This is a genomic window from Johannesbaptistia floridana (assembly GCF_057440575.1).
In genome coordinates, this window is record NZ_JALKVM010000120.1 from 1 (window position 1) to 20964 (window position 20964).

Sequence of the window (20964 nt, forward strand, 5' to 3'; positions counted from 1 at the left end):
AGAAGTAAGAAGTAAGAAGTAAGAAGTCTTGAAGTTTTGGAGTTTTGGAGTTTTGAAGTAAGGAGTTTTGAAGTAATGAGTTAAAGAATTCATGCTCAACGCTTAAAAATTGGTTGACCGAGTGCAAAATCTTCGGCGAAAGAGAAATGAACTTTTTCTGAGGTTAATTTAGTACATGAGTACTGGTGCTTTGATATGAGTTAAGAGTTTCTTGATTTTGGAGATGATTGGAAATCTAAACTAGCAATAATTGCTACTAAAAACCACCAAAGGGTATTAACTTGGGGACGATACCAAATGATATCAAAACCACCTTGGATAAGTAGTCCGATAATTCCAGCGATCGCCCCAATTACCCAAAAACCTCTATTATTTTCAAGACGGCGTAAGCGTGAATAATGGAAAATGCCCCGAGATATAGTTACTCCAATCAAGGCAAGAAAGCAGCTAATACCAATTAAACCTGTTTCTACGGTAGTCTCTAGGTAAATAGAGTATGCCCCCAAAGAGGAGTAATTGGGGTGCATATACAAGGGATAAATAGCCTGAAAAGCTTTACCTCCTGGACCTATTCCTAGTATGGGATAATCGCCAATCATCTTTAATACTGAAGCCCATACTTGAAGGCGAAAGTTATTACTACTATCTTCTCTCCCGGCAAAAATACTCAAAATGCGCAAACGAACTGTTTCTACTTGCCAAAAAGTTACTAACATTCCTAGGGAGATAACTCCTACCACGACTATTGGGATCCATAACCTACACCAAGCTGGTATTTTTTTATAAAACCAAAAGTAGCTAAGAATTCCAAAAACTGCCAAAAGTCCAACCATTGCTAACCAACCGCCACGGCTATCAGTATACACAAGACAAGCAGAATTAACTATAAAAATAACTATAGCTAGAATTTTAGGTAACCAAGCACGCCAGATAAAAACTGCCGCTAAACTTAGGGCGATCGCTGGTAACAAGTAGCCTGCTAAAAGATTAGGATTTTCCAAATAACTATAAACCCGAGTATCGTTTGCTAACGGTGAATTGGGATCGTTCCAAGTCGCTAACTGTTTTACTCCAAAAATCTGTTGTCTTACTCCATATACACTAACTATCAAAGATACCTGTAGAAAAATGGTAATTAGCCATTCCATTGCTTTCGGAAAACGTAATACTCTTGCAGACAAAGCAAACATAAGTAAGTATAGAGTTAGTTTAATCCATCCATCTAAAGCTAGAGTCTTAACTGGAGAAAAAGCTGTGGATATAGTAGCTATAGACCAATAAACTAATGCTAGTTTATCGATAATTCCACTGGAAACTCTTTCAGTATCAGACACCGTCAAGAGTAACCAAAACATTCCCAATGCTATTAATAATACACCAATTAAACTAGTTGTTACAAAAGGAGCTAATCCCAAAACTAAGGCTAATAAACATACGGCCAAAACCTGAGACCATCGTAAAAGCCAAGAAGCCTCTCTCCAGTTTGCTAAGCTTCCTACTAGGCTATATACTATGCTGTTATTGACCCAATCATGCCTGACAAAACTCATAAAAAACCTCCCTCTGAAAAACCCACGCCTTAGAGTCGTGGAGATAAGAATTACAATTTTATTTATCTATAGCATTTTTCAGGTCCAGACAGTCATCTCATCTCATCATTAACCTCATATCTTCCACCAGAACTTATGTACTAATTTTTCAGGAAAAATGTTCTTTATGGTTAATTCTCTATAATCTTTGTCTCCTAGGGGTTTAACACCAATTCTTTTACTCATTACTTCAAAACTTCTTGCTTGTTACTTCAAGACTTCAAGACTTCTTACTTCAAAACTCATTACTTCAAAACTCATTACTCAAACACAACCAGTAACTTTGGGTAAACTCATATCTTCCACCAGAACTTATGTACTAATTTTTAAGGAAAAATGTTCTTTATGGTTAATTCTCTATAATCTTTGTATCCTAGAGGTTTAACATCAATTCTCTTACTCATTACTTCCTCACTCATTACTCATTACTCAACCACAACCAGTAAATGAGTGATAAAGATGCAAGATCTGAGGTAAAGATGCTTTGGTCTGAGTTAACTGTTGGTCTGAGGTTCCTTGGTTTTTTCTTGTACTGCTTTGATGACTTCTTTTTTGTACTTGCGTAGTCTCAGGTTTACTGTAGAAGTTGCGGTAGCTTTAATATGTACTGACAACCAGAATTTTTAAAAGTTTGGAAAATAACTTTACCCTGTTGTAAGTCGGCCAAATAACAACCTAGAAACAAATAAATTAATTCAATATAATCAGTATCAGTTTTTTTAATCCTGCTAATAATGCTGGATATTCTATCACTTTTAAGAAATATCTGTTCATCTAAACCATTATTTTTACCAAATTTTTCTTGAAATAATTGCCAATTATCTTCTAGTAATTTAGGTAATTTTTTTGGTAAATTAGGAACTTGTAAGCATATTTCAATATGACTATTCTGGTAATTGATTTGAAATTTTAGCTCTTTATTCGTTGAATTCTCTAATAAACTCATAGCTAAATAGTAAAGAGTTTGATTTATTTTGTTTTTATCTAAAAGATAAGATTTTTTTTCCAGATTATCGACGAATTGCAACTCACAATTGAAGCTCTTTAAACTACTAATAACCTGTTGAACAATAATTCTTGGATCTGTAGAAGTTAAATTAATTTCTTCAAAAAATTGATCCTGGAATTTAATATGATTAATATTTTCCAACACCGAGGATATTTGTTGTCCACTTTGGTAAATAATCTCTAAATATTTTGCCTGTCGCTCATTAACAATGCCGTAAGTTTGATCACTCAACACTTTAGACATACCAATAATATTAGTTAGGGGGGCACTAATTTGATGCCCAAGTTGAATAGACAATTCTACTTGACAATCTTTAACTAGATTTTGAGCAGAACAATTAGAATCATAGGCCACAAAATCTAGTTGTTTATCTTGATTTAACTTATTACAATAGTATCTGCTTTCTAACTCTCTTATACACCAACGAGCAGTTAAAGCCAGAAACTCTTGGTCTTTGATGCTAAATTTATGGGGAATTAAATCCATTACAGCTAATGTCCCTAAACAATTACCTGTTGTGGTAATCAAAGGAATACCCAAATAAGAACGAATTCCATAGTCCCTTACTAGAGATATATGCGTATATAGTTCATTAGTAAAAGTGTCTTCAATCATCAACATACTACGACTGTCAATAACATCAGCACAAAAAGAATCATCACGATCCATTTTACGCCCCTCAGCTAAATGATTCATAACTCCTAGTTTCCATAAACCTAAAGCTGATTTTAACCAGAGATGATTTCCTAAATTTAAGGCTAAAAAACAAATCGGTATGTCTAGAAAACGAGCTCCCATTTGAGTGGCTTCTTCAAAAATAAAAACGGCATCTGGTACCATTAAATCCAGCTTATGAAGCATATTCAACTGTTCATTTTCTGATTCCGGTGTGAGTAAGTTATGGAAACTAGTAAATAGTCTTTGGTTTGAACTGTTCATTTTTTTGTTAGTTGCGACCACGGGTAACTAGGTTTTTTTGAGAAATTCATAGACTAACTTTTTGTTTGAATAATCGAAAGTTGTGTCTATAATAAGCGTTCCCTAATTTTCTTCTTAACGAACATCGAAAGTAAAAAACTTCCCTGGAAAATGTGCAACTTGAGAACTAAAATAGTGCGCTTTTTAGTTTTAGCGATAGAATATAAGAGTCGAGTTTACTTAATAAAAGTTTACAAGAACCATGAAAGCAGTTTCCGTAAACAAGTCAACGCCAGGTAGTTACTGGCAATGGCGAGGTTACTCAATCTATTACGTACAAGCAGGAGAATCTCAAAATAATCGCCCTCCATTGTTATTAGTTCATGGCTTTGGCGCTTCTACAGAACATTGGAGCAAAAATATAGCTCAGTTAAAAGAAAATTTTTCTGTTTGGGCTATAGATTTGTTAGGTTTTGGACGTTCAGCTAAACCCAATATTGAATATAGTGGCGATTTATGGCGAGATCAACTTGATGATTTTATTACTGAAGTCATTGGTCAACCTGTGGTTTTGGCAGGCAATTCCCTGGGGGGTTACACCAGTTTGTGTGTCGCTTCTCAACGTCCCAATTCCTCTGTTGGTCTGATTTTGGTTAATCCCGCCGGACCATTTACAGAAACTCAAGCAGATGGTGAAGGGTCTGATAAAAAACCTAATTTATTCAAAGATTGGCTGAATAACTCGATTCGTTCTGTATTACTACAGCCTTGGGGAAGTTATTTACTTTTTCAATACTTGAGAAGACCACGAGTAATTAGAAAAACTCTACAAAAAGTATATTGGGATCAAAGCGCTGTTACTGATAAGCTTGTAGAAGATATATATTTGCCTTCTTGCGATCGCGGTGCCCCTCAAGTTTTCGCTTCGGTATTTAAAAATTCCCGAGGCGAAAAAAACGATGTACTTCTCAAGCAGTTAAAATGCCCTCTACTGATGTTGTGGGGAGAAAAAGACCCTTGGATGGATAGTAGAGTTAGAGGGGCAAAATTTCGCCAATATTATCCCAATTTGAGCGAACATTACCTAGAGGCAGGTCATTGTCCTCATGACGAAATCCCTAATCAAATTAACCTAATTATCAAAGATTGGGTAAATTTGATTTGCTGATTTGTTAATATTTTGTTACAAAGAAAAAAAGATACTAACTTAGTAGATGTATATAAATATGTTTGGTGGCTTTATTGGTTCAAATAATCAACAGGGTACAGATTGGGGAGAAAATCTTCTTAATACAGTTGCTGGCAATACCATTCGCCACCTCTTTACTAAAAGTGAATCAGTAGAGGTAGAAGTTCGCTGTCAACCCTCAAGTAAGTTATTACAGGGGAGCATTGATAGCTTTAAAATGAACGGACGTGGTTTGGTAATTCGTCGAGATTTTCGTACCGAGGAAATGTCTTTTGAAACAAATTCAGTTTCTCTAGATTTTAGTTCAGTTCTCAAGGGTAAGATATCTTTGAAACAACCAACCCAAGCCATAGCTTCAGTAAAATTGTCAGAAGCTGATATTAATGAAGCTTTTAAAGCTAAATTAGTCAGAAAACGCTTGGAAAACCTCTCTCTGGAAAAGTTAACTGATTTATCTGGAGGCAACCCAGTCTCATTCAGCGATGTTTCTTTAGAATTACGTCCTAATAATCAAGTTAAACTTTTTGCTAAAGCTGATTTGGGTGGTGAAAAAGTTATTCCTATTAGCCTGACTTGTACCCTCGCTGTGGCTAAGCGACGTAAAGTTCAATTCAATAATATAAAATTTGAAGAATCAGATATTCCTGAAGATTTACGAGATACTTCCGCCGCCTTGACGGAAATATTGGGAGAAATTTTGAATGAAATGGTAGATCTTGATCGCTTTAATCTAGATGGGGTGATTATGCGTCTTAATCGTCTAGAAACTCAGGGAAAATACCTGTTGTTCACTGGTTATGCTCAAATCGAGAATTTTCCCAGTAACGGCTAAAATTTTTACAGAAGTAGGAGTGTAAATTAACTCTTACACCTACATTCTTACTAAAAACATCATACTTGGATGAAACTTATGATTACTATCAACTTGAGTTATTACCAAAGTATTAACTTTTTGATGTGATCTCATCTCCAATTTTGAACTAAATTAACAATTTGGGCAGGTATGCTCCATCTTAATCTAAGCTTTTTGGAACATGATTTAGCGATCTACGCTATCTGTGCCATTAAGCTTACTTCTTTTTTGAAATATGCAGTTATTTCATGCTACATAAAATAACTGAATAGATTAGATTAATAACTTTAATTATATAAGTTAAAATTATAAAATACAATAGTTTTTACAATAAAAATAGAAAATAGGGGGAAAGCGATCGCCAATAAGTTAATTCTCTTCCATATTAAGCCTAATAATATTTTCATGGGTAAACTTGGCAATATTTGTAGTAATTTTCAAAAAAAATATATTAAATCTGGGAATCAAAGACAAATTAACATAAGTTAACATTGAAAAAAAAGACCTAAGATTAAAAGATAAAATGAGACAACTACAAGGACCAAAAAAATCTTTAGGAAGACACGCCCTACAGTGGGTACTAAATCCTACCGAATATTTAGAAACCAAAGAAGCACAATATCCAGATATGTTCATTGCTAAAGGTATTGGTTTTGGAGACACAATAGTACTAACTAGCCATCCTGAAGCAATAGAAAAAATCCTAACGAAAGATCGCAGTAAGTTAAGTGCGCCGGGTAATTTAAACCGGATATTAGCCCCTCTGATTGGTGATTTTTCCGTAATCATGTTAGAAGGAAAAGACCATAAAAAAAGACGTCAATTAGTAATGCCTTCTTTTCATGGAGATAGAATGAAAAACTATGGGGAACTAATCGTAGATATTACCCATAAACAAATGCAACAACTATCACCAAAAGAAGTCTGGAAAGCACGAAATATAACTCAAGCTATTTCTCTAGAAGTAATAATTCAAGCAGTGTTCGGACTAAGCCAAGGAGAACGGTATAGTAAACTGAAACAGTTACTGACAAAAGTAAGCGATCGCTTTTCTTCACCCCTAGCATCTAGCCTACTATTCTTCCCGAAATTACAACAAGATTGGGGATCATGGAGTCCTTGGGGTAAATTTGTAGCCCAAAGAAACCAAATAGATAGTTTAATATATGAAGAAATCGCCGAACGTCGTGCCAACCCCCAGAGCGATCGCACAGATATTCTCTCTCTACTCTTAAAAGCAGAAGATGAACAAGGGGAAAAAATGACCGACAAAGAACTGAGAGATGAGTTGATGACACTGTTATTTGCCGGACATGAAACCACAGCTACAGCCATGTCTTGGGCATTATATTGGATACACCGTCTCCCTACCGTAAAAGAAAAACTTCTAGCAGAATTAACCCAATTAGGGAACAATCCTCAACCCCTAGACTTATTTCGTTCCCCCTATCTGACAGCAGTTTGTCAAGAAACTCTACGCATACACCCAGTAGCCATGTTAACATTCCCTCGACAAGTAGAAGAACCAATCGAACTAATAGGGTATCAACTGACACCAGGTATGGTGGTTATGGGTTGTATCTATCTGACTCACCAAAGAGAAGATATTTATCCTAATCATACTCAGTTTCGTCCAGAACGCTTTTTAGAGCGACAATTTACACCCTACGAATTTTTACCCTTTGGAGGAGGAGTGCGTCGTTGTATAGGAGAAGCATTAGCACAATACGAAATGCGCTTAGCGATCGCCACTATCGTCGCTAATTATCAACTAAACTTAGCAGATGAACAAGCAGAAACACCTCAACGTCGAGGTGTTACCCTAGCACCAGCTAGAGGTGTACAGATGTCCCTCGCTTAGCTAAAATTAAAGCTATACTCTATCTGTGAGGTTGTCTTGTGAAAATTTTAGTTGTTGGTAACGGAGGAAGAGAACACGCCCTCGCTTGGAAACTACTACAATCAAAAAACGTTGAAAAAGTAATATGTACACCAGGCAATGGGGGCACAGCTACTCTGCAAAACTGCCAAAATTTAGAAATAGCAGTAGATGAGTTTAGTAAAATAGCCGCAGTAGTTAATCAGGAAAACATCGCCTTAGTGGTAGTAGGACCAGAAATACCTCTAGCTCTAGGTATAACTAACTATCTCAACCAGCACACAACAGCTAAAATTTTTGGCCCTAGTAAATTAGGGGCTCAACTAGAAGCGAGTAAATCCTGGTCAAAAGCCTTGATGAAACAAGCAGGGATTCCCACAGCAGAGGGAGTAACTTTTACGAATCTAAGAGACGCTAAATCCTATTTAAAGACTCAAAAAATACCAATTGTGGTCAAAGCCGACGGTTTAGCCGCAGGAAAAGGAGTAACTGTAGCAACAACCCGACAAGAAGCTAACCAGGCAGTAGAAGAGTTATTTCAACAAAATCACAGCCAAGTAGTTATAGAAGAATGCTTAGTAGGTGAAGAAGTATCAGTTTTAGCTCTCACAGACGGCATAACGATTCGCCCCCTAGTAGCAGCACAAGACCATAAACGTATTGGCGAAGGAGATACAGGGAATAATACCGGAGGAATGGGTGCTTATGCACCAACACCAATAGTTACCCCAGAGTTAACAGAAAAAATTAATCAACAAGTACTAAATCCAATATTAACAGCTCTACAAAAAGCTAAGATTGACTACCGTGGGGTGATTTACGCAGGGTTGATGATTACACCCAACCAAGAAATAAAAGTTTTAGAATTTAACTGTCGCTTCGGAGATCCTGAAACCCAAGCAATTTTACCCCTACTGATAACTCCCCTGGATGAACTACTTTTAGCCTGTGCTACCCAAAAACTAGGAGAAATGCCCCCAATTGAATGGGAATCAAAAACATCAGTATGTGTGGTAATGGCAGCTTCTGGTTATCCCGGCAAATATCCCCAAGGAATGGAAATATCAGGAATAGAAGCAATAGAAACAATAGGGGCAATCCTATTTCAAGCGGGAACTAAATACCAAGATGGTAAATTAGTAACCACAGGAGGGAGAGTGTTAGGAGTGACTACTACTGATGAAAACTTTTCAGGGGCGATCGCCAAAGCCTATCAAGCCGTCGAATATATTAATTTTGACCACAAGTATTATCGAAGAGATATTGGATACCGTGTGCTTTAATCGATCTTGAGTTAAGATAGAATTAGTATATATTGCTCAAATAAAGAAAATAGCTTATGGTTACTAAAAAACGGGGGCTTATTGTCGGTACTACCGCCTTTGTTTTGACCAGTATCGCTCTCACCGGAGCAGGGATTCGGTTATCTCAAACTCAAGCCTTTTTTCGGGAAAGTCCTAAAGAATTAGTAGACGAAGTTTGGCAAATTGTCAACCGTCAGTATGTAGACGCAACCTTTAACCAAGTAGATTGGCGTGCAGTTCGTACAGAATATTTAGAACGGGATTATGCTTCTAAAGAACAAGCTTACACTGCTATCAAAGAAATGCTTGAAACATTAGAAGACCCCTACACACGCTTTATGAATCCAGAAGAATTCAACAACATGAAAGTTGATACCTCTGGAGAGTTAACAGGTGTAGGAATTCAAATCTCAAAAGATGAAGAAAAAGATCAACTAATTGTAGTTTCTCCCATAGAAGATACTCCAGCTTTTGAAGCAGGTATTTTAGCTAAAGATATCATTGTCAAAATTGATGGTAAAAGTACCGAAGGGATGGAACTTAATGATGCTGTAGATCTTATCCGTGGAAAAGAAGGCACCACGGTTATCCTGACAATAAAAAGAGGAGAACAAGAAATTGACTACCCTCTAAAACGAGCTAGTATCCAAATTCATCCAGTGAAAGCTGGAGTCGTAGAAACTGATATGGGTAAAGTGGGTTATATCCGTCTAACTCAATTTAGCGCCCAAGCTTCTGGGGAAATGAAAGACGCTATCAAAGAATTAGGTGAAGAAGACATCACTGGTTATATTCTTGATTTGCGATCTAATCCCGGTGGATTATTAATCGCTAGTGTGGATATTGCGAGAATGTGGTACAACTCAGGAAAAATTGTCTCCACAGTAGACCGTATCGGGGAATTAGAAGTACACAATGCTAATAATACAGCTCTAACGGATAAACCCCTAGTAGTCTTAGTAGATGGTGGATCCGCTAGTGCTAGTGAAATCCTCGCAGGAGCACTTCAAGACCACAAACGCGCAGTTTTAGTAGGGACTCAAACCTTCGGTAAAGGTCTCGTTCAATCCGTAAGAGGTCTAGGAGATGGCTCCGGCTTAGCAGTAACTATTGCTAAATATCTAACCCCTGACGGCAGAGATATCAACAAAGAAGGAATCGAACCAGATGTAATCTACGAAATGACCGATGAAGAGCGTAAAACCTTACAGCAGGATCGCACTAAAATAGGTAGTTTGAGTGACCCTCAGTTTTCTAAAGCGGTAGAAGTTCTGCAACAAACAATAACCTCAGCACAATCCCAATAATCACATCAGTAAAAAAGATAGTGGATAATTATTAAAAATTCACTATCTATATACTATAGCGGCTACCCAATACTGCTCGATAAAGATTCTCTAATATAGACAGGGAGTAGTATGTATATATTAGACAAAAGGCTTACACTTGCCAGCTCGAATAAGTCCAACACGACTAGCGATCGCCTCCTGTTGAGAAGCAAATGGTCCCCAATATTGTGTTCCCATAATTTGCTTCTTCTCATCTTCTACTTGGATAATCTCACACTCTCCTTTTTGGTTAGGGATAATATACCAGTTTTGACTGTTATTCATAGTTTAGATAAGCTTAATTTACAATCGATCTTAACCAAAAATTAATTCTCCTCCAAAGTACAGATGAAACATGTAGATCCTTCTTTAAAAAAATACGTAGAAAAATTATATACATTAAACCTATACGGAAGATGGTTGTTTGTAATTCTTAGCTGGATCATATTAGGTTCTTGGGGAATATGGGGCTTACGGGAATATCTCGCCATATTACAAGATTACTTTACCTGGACTGCTTTACGTTACGCATTTCACTATAATCCCCTGTCTACCCTCTGTATCTCTTTTTGTCTGGGAGTTACCACCGCCGTCTTAGTTTGGCAAAGCAAAAATATCCTAGCAGGAGGTCTCGCACCGGAAGAAAAAAGACGTTTAGAAAAACAAGCCAGGGCAATTCTCAACAAAGGACCCTCTCATCCTCTCTGGAAATGGGTATGCCAGACGAGTAAGAAAGATTAGAAATGATCAGAATCATCTAATCCAGGACGAGGCATTGGTAAAAAGGAATTACTACTCCCCCAAAGACCAGAAAATCCTGCATAAATCAAGACTAAAATACTTACTCCTACTACGGTTGGAAGCTTCAAATTGTCACCTAATTCAATCCCTAAGCTTTGCCATAATCCCAAGGCATTTACTACTTTAACCATTGCTAACATAGCGTAACCAATACCAATACAATTTATGGGTACAGCAAAGATAAAAGCTTTAGTAGCCCTAAGTATTGAAGCTAACCTACCTCCGTAGCGAATTTCTGTTAATTCTGCATCAGTAATTACTTCCGAACGTCGCCACATTCGCGCAAAAATATAGATCATCAAAATGTGACTGAAGGCAAAACTCCACCAAATCCAGTTACCCGCAATTCCTCGCGCTGCTACCACACCAGTAATAAATAGTGGTGTGTCTACAGAAAATGTGGTCGCGGCCATACTAGTACCAGCTAACCACCAAGGTAGCGATCTTCCAGAAACAAAAAAATTTTCCAGGCTTCTAGAACCAATACGTCCTAAATATAAACCTACAATCATAGTAGATACCATGTAAACTAAGATAATTAGCCAGTCAACTAGTTGCATAAAACTTGATTATTACTCTTGTATAATTTTAAAATCTTAACTTAGTGTTTTAACAATAGGATAATTTTGATATAATAGTTTTAGTCAAAAATACTCGTAATTTACTATTGTAATATTTAGTAAATAAAAGTATAGCAGACAACATTTCAGCACAAGAGATATCAAAGGGATTATCAAGGTGCTCTATATAGCAGAGATTACAAAACAAACCAGGGGATTAGTGAGCGGCTGGAGAACCGAATTAAAGCTGCTTGCTTTTGAACGAGAAGACAGAACGTGGAATACATTAGCTAGTGAAGAACTTATTTCTACCGAAAAAATGAACCAGGTAGGAGAAGGGGCTCTAGTCTTTGTTAGGCTTGATAGCAAACGCCAAATTAAGGGAAATCCTGAACTCGGTGCAGCACGAATAGTCAACATACTACAATATTATTCACGGGTATTAGAAAAAACTCAAGAAGAACAAGAAAAAATTAACACTTGGAAAGACTCTCTATCTTACCAGAGTCAACAAATTAGTGAACGAAGAGAAGAATTAGAATTAAGAGAACAGGAAATTCAGCTAAAAGAAGAAGAGCTGGCAGATATAGAGCAAAAACGTCAGGAAATGACGGAAGAATGGCAAAAACTTGAAGAACATAGCCAAAAAAATCATCAAGAACTAGAAAACAGTCAAATTTTAGCCGAAGAAAGTTTTCAAAAACTTCAAGAGTTGATAGGTAACCTAAAAAATACTTTCCAAGGAACAGACTCCATAACAGAGAAAATAGCTCTCGTATATCAAGGAATTGAAGCCCAATCTGAACACTTAGAGTTAGAATGGAACAATCTCGAAAAAGGTCGCGAAGAAGCTGAGTTAAGAAAAAATGAAGCGGAAAAACAAATAAGCAAGCTTAAAGACCGTCAAAAACAATTTTTATCTAATCAAAAAAATCTAGAAGAAGCCAAAATAGAACTAGAAAAGCAACAAAGTCAACTAGAAAGTAAACAAGAAAGATTGAGTAGGATTACTGTAAATCTGCAAACCACAGCAAAATTAAAAGCTAATGTAAATAATTTATTAGTAAGTGATGCCAGAAAAAAAGAGCAACAGCAATATCAACATAAAATAGATCCAGCAATTCTAGAAAATATTTCTTTAGAAGAATTAAGTCAATCTATAGAAAATCTTGAACAAGAAGTAGCAAGATGGACTATGCTCATAGATGAACAGCAAGAAGAACTAGACATCAAACACAAAGAAGTTAAAGAAATAGAACAACAACTAGAAACAGTTGCAGACTCAGAAAAAGAAGAAATACAACAGCAAGTAAAATATAAAGAAGAACAATGTACAATGCTCGAAGAAACTTTAGAAGGGCAAATACGTAATATTAATCAAAAAAAAGAAACAATCGCTCAATACAAAGAAGCTTTAGAACATCGGCAAGGTTATGAACCCATTATTCTGCTACTAGATGCTCAAAATAATAACTTAAAAGAAGAACAGGAAAAATTAGAGTCAGAAGTTCAACTCTTGGGTAATAATCTTACTAAAGTAAGAGAAATAATCGACCAACAAAGTTTAGCTAATAAAACTAGAGAAAATGAATTAGAACAAGAATTAGATAATTGGCAGGTCTTACAAACAAATGCAGTTAGACTACAATCTAAAGTAGAAAGCTACGAAGAAATTCTTCAACCCTGGCAGTCAGGAGTTAATGAAGCAAAAGTAAGGTTAAAAGAAATTCAAAATTCTCTAGAAAAAATAAACGGCGAAAACTCAGAAGAAACAGATATATTTACAGAATTAGAGCAATTATTAACAAATAATTCTAATCTTTGAAGAATTAGTAGTTTAAATAGGTCGAAAAATATAAGTAGTAATTGCCCCTAAAAGACACACTCCTGAGAAAATTAACAACACAGTCGTAAGATCTAGAGATGATTGTAAAATCGGTAGACCATAAGTTCCTACGATAGCGCCAGTTTTAGCCGCAGCAGCCGCTAAACCAGCACCACTGGCACGAATAGATGTGGGGAAAATCTCTCCCGATAGTAAGAAAGTGGTGGCATTTGGTCCCGCATTCATCAAGAGGTTGAAAATAATAAAACCAGTGAAAACTAGTCCTAAGTTTGCACCACTACTAACCTCGGGATCTCCAGCAAGGGCTAAAATAGTTAGCCCCAAAGCCATACCTACAAAACCAGTAATTTGTAAAGGAATACGTCCCCAACGGTCAACGAGAGCGATCGCCAGTAAAAATCCTAAAATCAAAAATAAATCCACCACAGCAGCCCCAAAAGCCCCATTCATCGCCTTAGCCATAAAATTAGTTTCCCTGGCAAAAGCTAAGGTAGAAATAATAATTGGCGTAAAAATACCAATTCCATAAGTAGCAATATCCTGTAAAAACCAAGGGATTGAAGCGAGCCAAGTTTGACGCACATATTTACTACTAAATAGAGCACTATAGTCTAATTGAGGTTCTAAACTTAGGGGATCTGTTTCTGAGGTGATTACTATGGGTTTAGCTAGTAAAATTGAAGCGGCTTCTGAAGCTTCTTCATACTTTCCTTTAGCTATGTAATAACTGGGACTTTCTAAGAGAAACTGAAAACGTAAAACCGCTACACCAATAGCAAAGACTAAGCCTACCCCAAACATTACTCGCCACGCATAGTTAACTACCAAATCTAAATCAACAGAGGCTTGAGTAAAAGCCCAGATTACCACAATACCCACCACAGCACCAAACAAAGCCCCTACCGCTTGAAAAGTAAAGGATCCAATTACCATTACCCCCCGCAGACGCTCCGGCACATTCTCAGTAATATAGGAAACACTAATGGGATAGTCAGCACCAATCGCTACCCCCACCAGAAAACGAAAGATAATCAAAGATTCTAAATTCCAAGCTAAAGCAGAACCGATAGAGGCCACTAAAAACAAGATAATATCTACTAAGAGCATCTCTTGTCTTCCTACTCTATCGGTAATTGCTCCTAAAGTTAAAGCACCTATTAAAGAACCGGCGATCGCTGCCGTTGCCAATAATCCTGTTGCCCCAGCCCCTACCCCAAAATCTCTCTCAATAAACGGTATAGCTACACCAACTATAAAAAAATCAAACCCATCTAAAGCAATTAATCCAGCCGATAATAGCCATAGTAACCACATCGGACGTGTTAGCTTAGCTTGATTAAGTTGTTCTTCAAAAGTTGGTTGAGAGTTTAAATTTATGGTCATTATCTTTAATTAATATGCAAAGTTATAACAAGACTACTCTAAAGTTAGGTTGTAATAATCAAAAAAGTGGTACAGTGTCTGTGTAATTTAAAATCCCCTCATTAATCACATCTCCTGACACCGATTTAACTAAAGAGCGAATTTCTTGAGGCTGATTTAAATTGTATAACACTGTATACTGATATCCCTGTTTATTCCAAGTGCATATTAACTCTTCTAAACTTGCATCAGCTTCGCATACAGACTGTTTTAGTTGCATAAACTCACCTGTTTTAAAGTTTGTACTTTCATAAATATAATTATTACCATCTTTAGTAATTACTAATAATAAGTCTTCATTTTGATATCTATTAACATCTTCAGGAAAATCTAGATTTCTATTAACTGTAGATGTAGTTTCTTCTACTTCGACAAAACTAGTGATTTTGGGAATAATAGCCGCCATAACAATTATTAAACTTCCAGCGATGATACCAAGGACTTTTCCTGAAATCTTTGGTTCACTCACCTCTGAATAATTAATCATTACCGTTTTAGAAATATCTGGTGAATTACTATTATTAACCTCTAATTCCTGTCTGATTTCCGTTGCATTCTGATAACGTTCAGCTAATGTATTTGCTAACATTCTTTGAAGAATAAAAGTCAATTGAGGACTACTTTTTTTACCTTGTTTTTCTAGATATTCTGTCCAACACCATTGATTATGATAATCGTCATAAATAGGATCTTTTGCTTTTGATTGAGACGTATTCAGACAGCCAGTAAGTAAGCGGACACAGGTTGCACCCAAGCTGTAAATGTCACTAGCATAAGTCGGTCTTCCCCTAATATGTTCCGGCGCTGCATAACCAGGAGTATAAATTGCAGTTAAATTATTGGTTTCTGTAGCTAGTTCAACTCGTGCTGCTCCAAAATCAATTAATACTAAAGCTTGGTCACTTTCACGACGCATGATATTTTCTGGTTTAATATCTCTATGAATAATATTTTTACTCTTAATGTACTCTAAAACTGGTAATAGTGATAATAATAACTCTTTAATTTTATCTTCTGTAAATTGCCCTTCTTCTTGCAACTCTTTAACTAAATCTTTTCCTTTTATATACTCTTGAACTAAATATAAACTATTATCTGATTCAAAATAGCCATAGAGTTTAGGAATTTGATGATGGTTTAGTTTATTTAATTGTTGTGCTTCTCTAGTAAATAGCTCTTTTGTTTTTTTAATAAATTCTGGATTAGAATCGGGAATAATTAGCTTTTTGAGTACCCGCAGTTGGTTATAATATTCAGTATCTTCAAATAAATAAGTTATACCAAAGCCGCCTTTTCCTAGCTGCTTCACTATTTTAAAATGAGAACGAAATAGATATTCTTGAGCACTTGCAGCTAGTAGAGAACCACAGCCTTGACAGTAATCATTCTCAGATGGATTATCAGGTTCAGAACAAGCAGGATTGAGACAAAAGACCATTAATTTATTCTCTGAAAAATCAATCTTTTTACCTACTATAGCAATTTCTCAAATTATTTGTAGTTATGTAGCTTGTACTGTCCTAGACTGGAATTCGATAGGCGATCGCTCTTCCTCTCTTTTCTGGTTATATACTTATTTATTTAAATAGCACGGTCGCATCTGATACCAAATCCGGTTATCTTTTTACATCGGGGAAAAGTGAAATTACTTAATTAGAAAACTTGAAATTGTTGTAAAAAAATAGCCAATCTCATTCTTGTTAACCCTGGGGGATTGTATTGTCTTATAAACAAAAATAATTCTGCATGGAAATATTTGTCTAGAGCTATTGAAGCGCGAAGGTAATACTTTAGGCTGGGTTTTTGTAGGGCTTTTTGTTATAAAATGCTACAAAAATCTGCTCCTTATCATCCTAACAGTTTCATTTAAGTTCTTTAAAAAAAATAGTGCCGGTAGATTTATTGTCACTACCGTTGACAATACCTAATAATCATCTTGTTATTATTGAGCAAGTTATTTAATCAATAATTGCTAGGACAATGAATACATTTACCGTTACTAATCTTAATGATTCAGGCATTGGCAGTTTACGATATTTAATCGCTAAAACTCATTACTCAACCCCCACCAGTAAATGAGTGATAAAGATGCTTTGGTGTGAGTTGTCCCGTCCTACCGAAATGTTAAAAACCTCCCCAAAGTCTGGAGAGGGGGGCTTTTGATGATAACTTTAACCGAGCAGTATTGAGAAGAGAGCTTCATCATGTTGACGAAAAAGTCAACATGATGTTATTATTGAGCAAGTTGTTTAATCAATAATTCCTAGGACAATGAATACATTTACCGTTACTAATCTTAATGATTCAGGCATTGGCAGTTTACGATATTTCATCTCTCAAGCTAATATAGAACCAGGTCCAGATACAATCACATTTGACTCTTCTCTCAATAATGACACCATTTCTTTGGTGAGTAATACTATAACAGTGACTGACGATTTAATCATAGATGCGTCAAGTTTAACTGATGGAATCACTATTGAGGGTAATAATAGTTTTCAGTTGTTCGACGTAGAACAAGGTACTTTTACCATAGATAACTTAACTCTTACAGGAGGATTTGAGGTAGTTGACGCAGGAGGTGCCATTTCTTCTGTGGGAGACGTGTTAGTCATTAATTCTACGATATCTGGTAACTCAGCTCGTATTAGAGGCGGCGGTATTTCGGCAGACGACGCAATTATTATAAATTCCACAATATCTGGTAACACGGCTAGATTTGGCGGTGGTATTGAATCGAAGTCGTTAAATATTATAAATTCAATAATATCTGGCAACTTAGCTATTAGTACAGGCGGAGGTAGTCTAGCCACAGTATCTACAAATGTTACAAATTCCACAATATCTGGTAACACGGCTAGAGATAGCGGCGGTATTAGCTCATTGTATACAAATATTACAAATTCCACAATATCTGGTAACTCAGCTCAAAGGATAGGCGGCGGTATTGGGTCAAATGATGACCTTAACATTACAAATTCCACAATATTTGGTAACTGGGCTAGATTGGGCGGTGGTATTGGTTCACATAGTCAAACAAATATTACAAATTCCACAATATCTGGTAACACGGCAGATTATGGCGGCGGTATTTATTCATTTGCTGGTGAAAATAACATCAATAATAGTATTATCGCTGGAAATATAGCTAATTCAGACCCCAATATCATAGGTACCATTGGTCAAAATAACAATAACATTATTGCTGATGACGCTACTGGCATTATTGAAACTACCTTAGCTGATAACGGCGGCCCGACTCAAACCCTAGCTTTAGTTCCTGATAGTCCGGCAATTGATGCAGGAGACGATAGCTTGGCTGTAGATTTGAATGGTAGTACTCTAACTACTGACCAAAGAGGGTCCTCACGTTTTGTGGGTACGGTGGATATTGGCGCTTTTGAGCTTAATTCTATTCAATTCGATAATCCTTTGTACGTAGTTAAAGAAGATGGTACTCCCATATTATCTCCTCCTATTACCTTAGTGAGAGACGGTAGTAGTGATGTTCCTGTAGACGTCACTGTTACTCCTAGTGATGGCACAGCTACGGCACCTGAGGACTATGATAGCACCCCAGTAGTAGTTAACTTCACCGCTGATGAGATTAGTCAACCCGTAAACATTCCCATTGTTGATGATAGCGATGTAGAACCATCAGAAAGAGTCAATCTCACTCTTTCTAATCCCACTAACGGAGCTAGTATTGGTGATCAAGATACTGCTATACTCGCGATTGTAGATAATGAAATATTTCCAATTATCGGAAGTAATGTTAACGATAAAATCTTTGCCAAAAACATCGATAATTTAATCGATGGTAATGATGGTGATGATACAATCATTGGCAACAAAGGGAATGATATCTTAATTGGTGGAGAAGGCAATGACATTATTACAGGTGGTCCCGGTAATAACATCCTCTACGGTGGTAACGGCAGAGATTTCCTTGAAGGTGGTGATGATGCCGAAATTTTAATCGGTGGCGCAGGTAATGATTTTATCAGTGGCTTTGTTGGGGATGATTTACTTGAAGGTGGTGATGGTAATGATACTCTCCAGGGAGGTGCTGGTAATGATATTCTCAATGGTGGTGATGGCACAGACATATATACTTTAGAGAATACCAAAGGGTTGGATATAATTGAGACCTTTACTCCTGGTGTAGATAAATTTATTGGTCTAGAATTTGCTGATTTGACCTTTAACTCAATAAGAGGTACAAGAAATACTTTAATCGAGTTTGGTAGAGAAGATGTAGCTACAGTAATAGCGGTTATGCCTACTGAGATTACTGCTCAAGATTTTATCTCTGAATCATCAAGGTTAACATCAAGGTTAACAAAGATATAGCAGTGCTGCTTGTAGTATTTACCATATTTAGATAAATTATCTCCCCAAACCCCCCGCAATTTCGGGGGGTTTTTGATGATAACTGTAAACATCTATAGCGTTTACTCAGATCTTGCATCTTTTCCAAAAGTTACTGGTTGAGGTTGAGTTTTGAAGTAATGAGTTATGAGTAATGAGTTATGATATCATGTCCGTTTAATTAGTTATGATAAAGTTAGACCTTCATACCTTCTTCCTTCCCTCGGCTCATATCTTCCACCAGAACTTATGTACTAATTTTTAAGGAAAAATGTTATTTATGGTTAATTCCCTATAATCTTTGTCTCCTAGAGGTTTAACATCAATTCTTTTACTCATTACTCATTACTCATTACTTCAAAACTCAACCACCACCAGTAACTTTTGGAAAAGATGCAAGATCTGAGTTTCTGCCTCCTGCCTCGGTGCCTCCTGCCTCACCTCATTTTTATCATAAGTATTCACCCGAACTTGATATGAGTTATGAATCTTGAAGCAGTGATGAGTGTTAAGATTTTGTTTATTTTACAGGTTTAGCAAAATTAGTTACTCTTTTAAATATTGCTGTATCCATTCCCATTCATAAGTTAAACCTTCTGCAAGGCTAACTTGAGGATTATAACCTAGAATCTTTTTAGCTTTGGTAATATCAGCACTAGTATGACGAGCGTCGCCCCTAGCTCTACTAACATAATTTTTCTGAATTGGTTTACCAATGATAGTTTCAATTTTACTCAAAACCTCTTCTAAAACCACACGACTACCACCACCAATATTAAAAACCTCTCCTACAGCATCAGGAATTGTAGCAGCCGCTAAGTTAGATGAAACAATATCACTAACAAAGGTAAAATCCCGAGTTTGTTGTCCATCGCCGTAAATATCAATAGGGCGGTTAGCTATCGCCGCTCGAAAAAACTTATTAAAAGCCATATCAGGTCGTTGACGTGGTCCATACACTGTAAAATAACGAAGGGCAGTTACAGGTACACCAAAATTTTGATGATACAACCAGCACATTCTCTCAGCGGCTAGTTTGGTAATCCCGTAGGGAGATACAGGTTGAGGGGAAATTGTTTCGGGGGTAGGGAAAGTTTCAGCATTTCCATAAACGGAAGAAGTAGAAGCATAGACGAAGCGCTTAAGGGAATTTGTTTCTTTAGCAGCTTCTAAAATCACTTGGGTAGCGTTAATATTTCTCTCGGTATAGTTACGGAAGCTTTGACCCCAACTGGCTCTTACTCCTGCTTGGGCGGCTTGGTGATAGATATACTCTACTTTGGGCAACAGTGTTAACCAATCTACCTGTTGAATATCAGCTTCAATCAACTCAAAGGTGCTAAATTTTGCTAACAAAGCTGCATTAGCGCGTTTAATTGTTGGTTCGTAATAGTCATTAAAGTTATCAATACCGATTACTCTTTCTCCTTGAGTTAATAAGCTTTCTGCTAGATGAGAACCGATAAAGCCGGCTACACCTGTGATGGCATGAATCCCCATTTTTTTTATCCTTTGTTTTTTAACTATATTAGAAGAATAACGCTCACCTCTATAGAGGAGATGAGCGCTAAGTATTTTAGTTCATCGGTTCCCAATACTGCTAGGATAAGAATCAAACATATTTTCGATTCTCCCTTATCAGCTTCTAGCCGAAAACACCATAAATGGTAATTTAAATTAAATAATCAGGTAATAAATTTCCCTACACCCTACACCCTACCAACAGGTTTAAGCTTGTTGTCACCCCGTCAGTTAGATCCCCCCAACCCCCCTTACCAAGGGGGGCTCAAGGTGGCTTGTCATCACCTCGTTTTTAGCATTTATTTTTCTATTTCATATTACTCATATCTTGCACCAGTACTTATGTACTAAATTAACCTCAGAAAAAGTTCATT

The 20964-nt window shown here is 36.6% G+C and carries 15 protein-coding genes; 8 read left to right on the forward strand and 7 right to left on the reverse strand.

What is annotated here, in order from left to right; all coding sequences use genetic code 11:
- Positions 1-200: 200 nt before the first annotated feature.
- Positions 201-1550 (reverse strand): IctB family putative bicarbonate transporter, encoded by a 1350-nt coding sequence (locus MW688_RS08700; RefSeq protein WP_486735571.1) that lies wholly within the window; start codon positions 1548-1550, stop codon positions 201-203.
- Between the two features lie 613 nt (positions 1551-2163).
- Positions 2164-3537 carry a sensor histidine kinase gene (locus tag MW688_RS08705; protein WP_486735572.1) on the reverse strand — a complete coding sequence of 458 codons (1374 nt, stop codon included), beginning with the start codon at positions 3535-3537 and terminating at the stop codon, positions 2164-2166.
- A gap of 241 nt (positions 3538-3778) precedes the next feature.
- Here MW688_RS08705 and MW688_RS08710 point away from each other — a divergent pair, with 241 nt between their 5' ends.
- The 5 genes from MW688_RS08710 to ctpC all read left to right on the forward strand — a co-directional run bounded on the left by MW688_RS08710 (position 3779) and on the right by ctpC (position 10048).
- Positions 3779-4684 carry an alpha/beta fold hydrolase gene (locus tag MW688_RS08710; RefSeq protein ID WP_486735573.1) on the forward strand — a complete coding sequence of 302 codons (906 nt, stop codon included), beginning with the start codon at positions 3779-3781 and terminating at the stop codon, positions 4682-4684.
- A gap of 46 nt (positions 4685-4730) precedes the next feature.
- Positions 4731-5537: an LmeA family phospholipid-binding protein gene (locus tag MW688_RS08715; protein ID WP_486735574.1), complete on the forward strand. Its 807-nt coding sequence runs from the start codon at positions 4731-4733 to the stop codon at positions 5535-5537.
- Between the two features lie 544 nt (positions 5538-6081).
- Entirely contained in the window at positions 6082-7419 is a 1338-nt protein-coding gene (locus MW688_RS08720; RefSeq protein ID WP_486735575.1) for a cytochrome P450, read from the forward strand.
- A gap of 38 nt (positions 7420-7457) precedes the next feature.
- Positions 7458-8720 (forward strand): phosphoribosylamine--glycine ligase, encoded by a 1263-nt coding sequence (purD, locus tag MW688_RS08725; protein WP_486735576.1) that lies wholly within the window; start codon positions 7458-7460, stop codon positions 8718-8720.
- Between the two features lie 56 nt (positions 8721-8776).
- On the forward strand, positions 8777-10048 hold the full coding sequence (gene ctpC, locus MW688_RS08730) for a carboxyl-terminal processing protease CtpC (protein WP_486735577.1): 1272 nt from the start codon (positions 8777-8779) through the stop codon (positions 10046-10048).
- A gap of 120 nt (positions 10049-10168) precedes the next feature.
- Here the strand turns inward: ctpC and MW688_RS08735 are convergent, their stop codons facing one another.
- A complete protein-coding gene (locus tag MW688_RS08735; protein WP_486735578.1) occupies positions 10169-10354 on the reverse strand; it encodes a hypothetical protein in 186 nt (61 codons plus the stop codon).
- A 63-nt stretch (positions 10355-10417) separates the two neighbouring features.
- Between MW688_RS08735 and MW688_RS08740 the strand changes: the two genes are divergently transcribed.
- Positions 10418-10810, forward strand: coding sequence for a hypothetical protein (locus tag MW688_RS08740; RefSeq protein ID WP_486735579.1), 393 nt, complete (start codon positions 10418-10420; stop codon positions 10808-10810).
- On the opposite strand, the gene MW688_RS08745 is transcribed toward MW688_RS08740, so the two are convergent.
- Positions 10807-11430: a sodium:solute symporter family transporter gene (locus MW688_RS08745; RefSeq protein ID WP_486735580.1), complete on the reverse strand. Its 624-nt coding sequence runs from the start codon at positions 11428-11430 to the stop codon at positions 10807-10809. The genes MW688_RS08740 and MW688_RS08745 overlap by 4 nt on opposite strands.
- A gap of 178 nt (positions 11431-11608) precedes the next feature.
- On the opposite strand from MW688_RS08745, the gene hmpF reads away from it, so the two are divergent.
- Positions 11609-13255 (forward strand): pilus motility taxis protein HmpF, encoded by a 1647-nt coding sequence (gene hmpF / locus MW688_RS08750; protein WP_486735581.1) that lies wholly within the window; start codon positions 11609-11611, stop codon positions 13253-13255.
- Positions 13256-13267: 12 nt separating this feature from the next.
- Here the strand turns inward: hmpF and MW688_RS08755 are convergent, their stop codons facing one another.
- Positions 13268-14659 carry an MFS transporter gene (locus MW688_RS08755; RefSeq protein ID WP_486735582.1) on the reverse strand — a complete coding sequence of 464 codons (1392 nt, stop codon included), beginning with the start codon at positions 14657-14659 and terminating at the stop codon, positions 13268-13270.
- Between the two features lie 58 nt (positions 14660-14717).
- Positions 14718-16136, reverse strand: coding sequence for a protein kinase domain-containing protein (locus MW688_RS08760; protein WP_486735583.1), 1419 nt, complete (start codon positions 16134-16136; stop codon positions 14718-14720).
- An 833-nt stretch (positions 16137-16969) separates the two neighbouring features.
- Here MW688_RS08760 and MW688_RS08765 point away from each other — a divergent pair.
- Positions 16970-19051, forward strand: a complete 2082-nt coding sequence (locus MW688_RS08765; RefSeq protein ID WP_486735584.1) for a choice-of-anchor Q domain-containing protein — start codon at positions 16970-16972, stop codon at positions 19049-19051.
- A 564-nt stretch (positions 19052-19615) separates the two neighbouring features.
- On the opposite strand, the gene MW688_RS08770 is transcribed toward MW688_RS08765, so the two are convergent.
- The gene (locus MW688_RS08770) at positions 19616-20569 is read right to left on the reverse strand and encodes an NAD-dependent epimerase/dehydratase family protein (RefSeq protein WP_486735585.1); all 954 of its coding nucleotides are present in this window, start codon (positions 20567-20569) and stop codon (positions 19616-19618) included.
- Between the last annotated feature and the right edge of the window lie 395 nt (positions 20570-20964).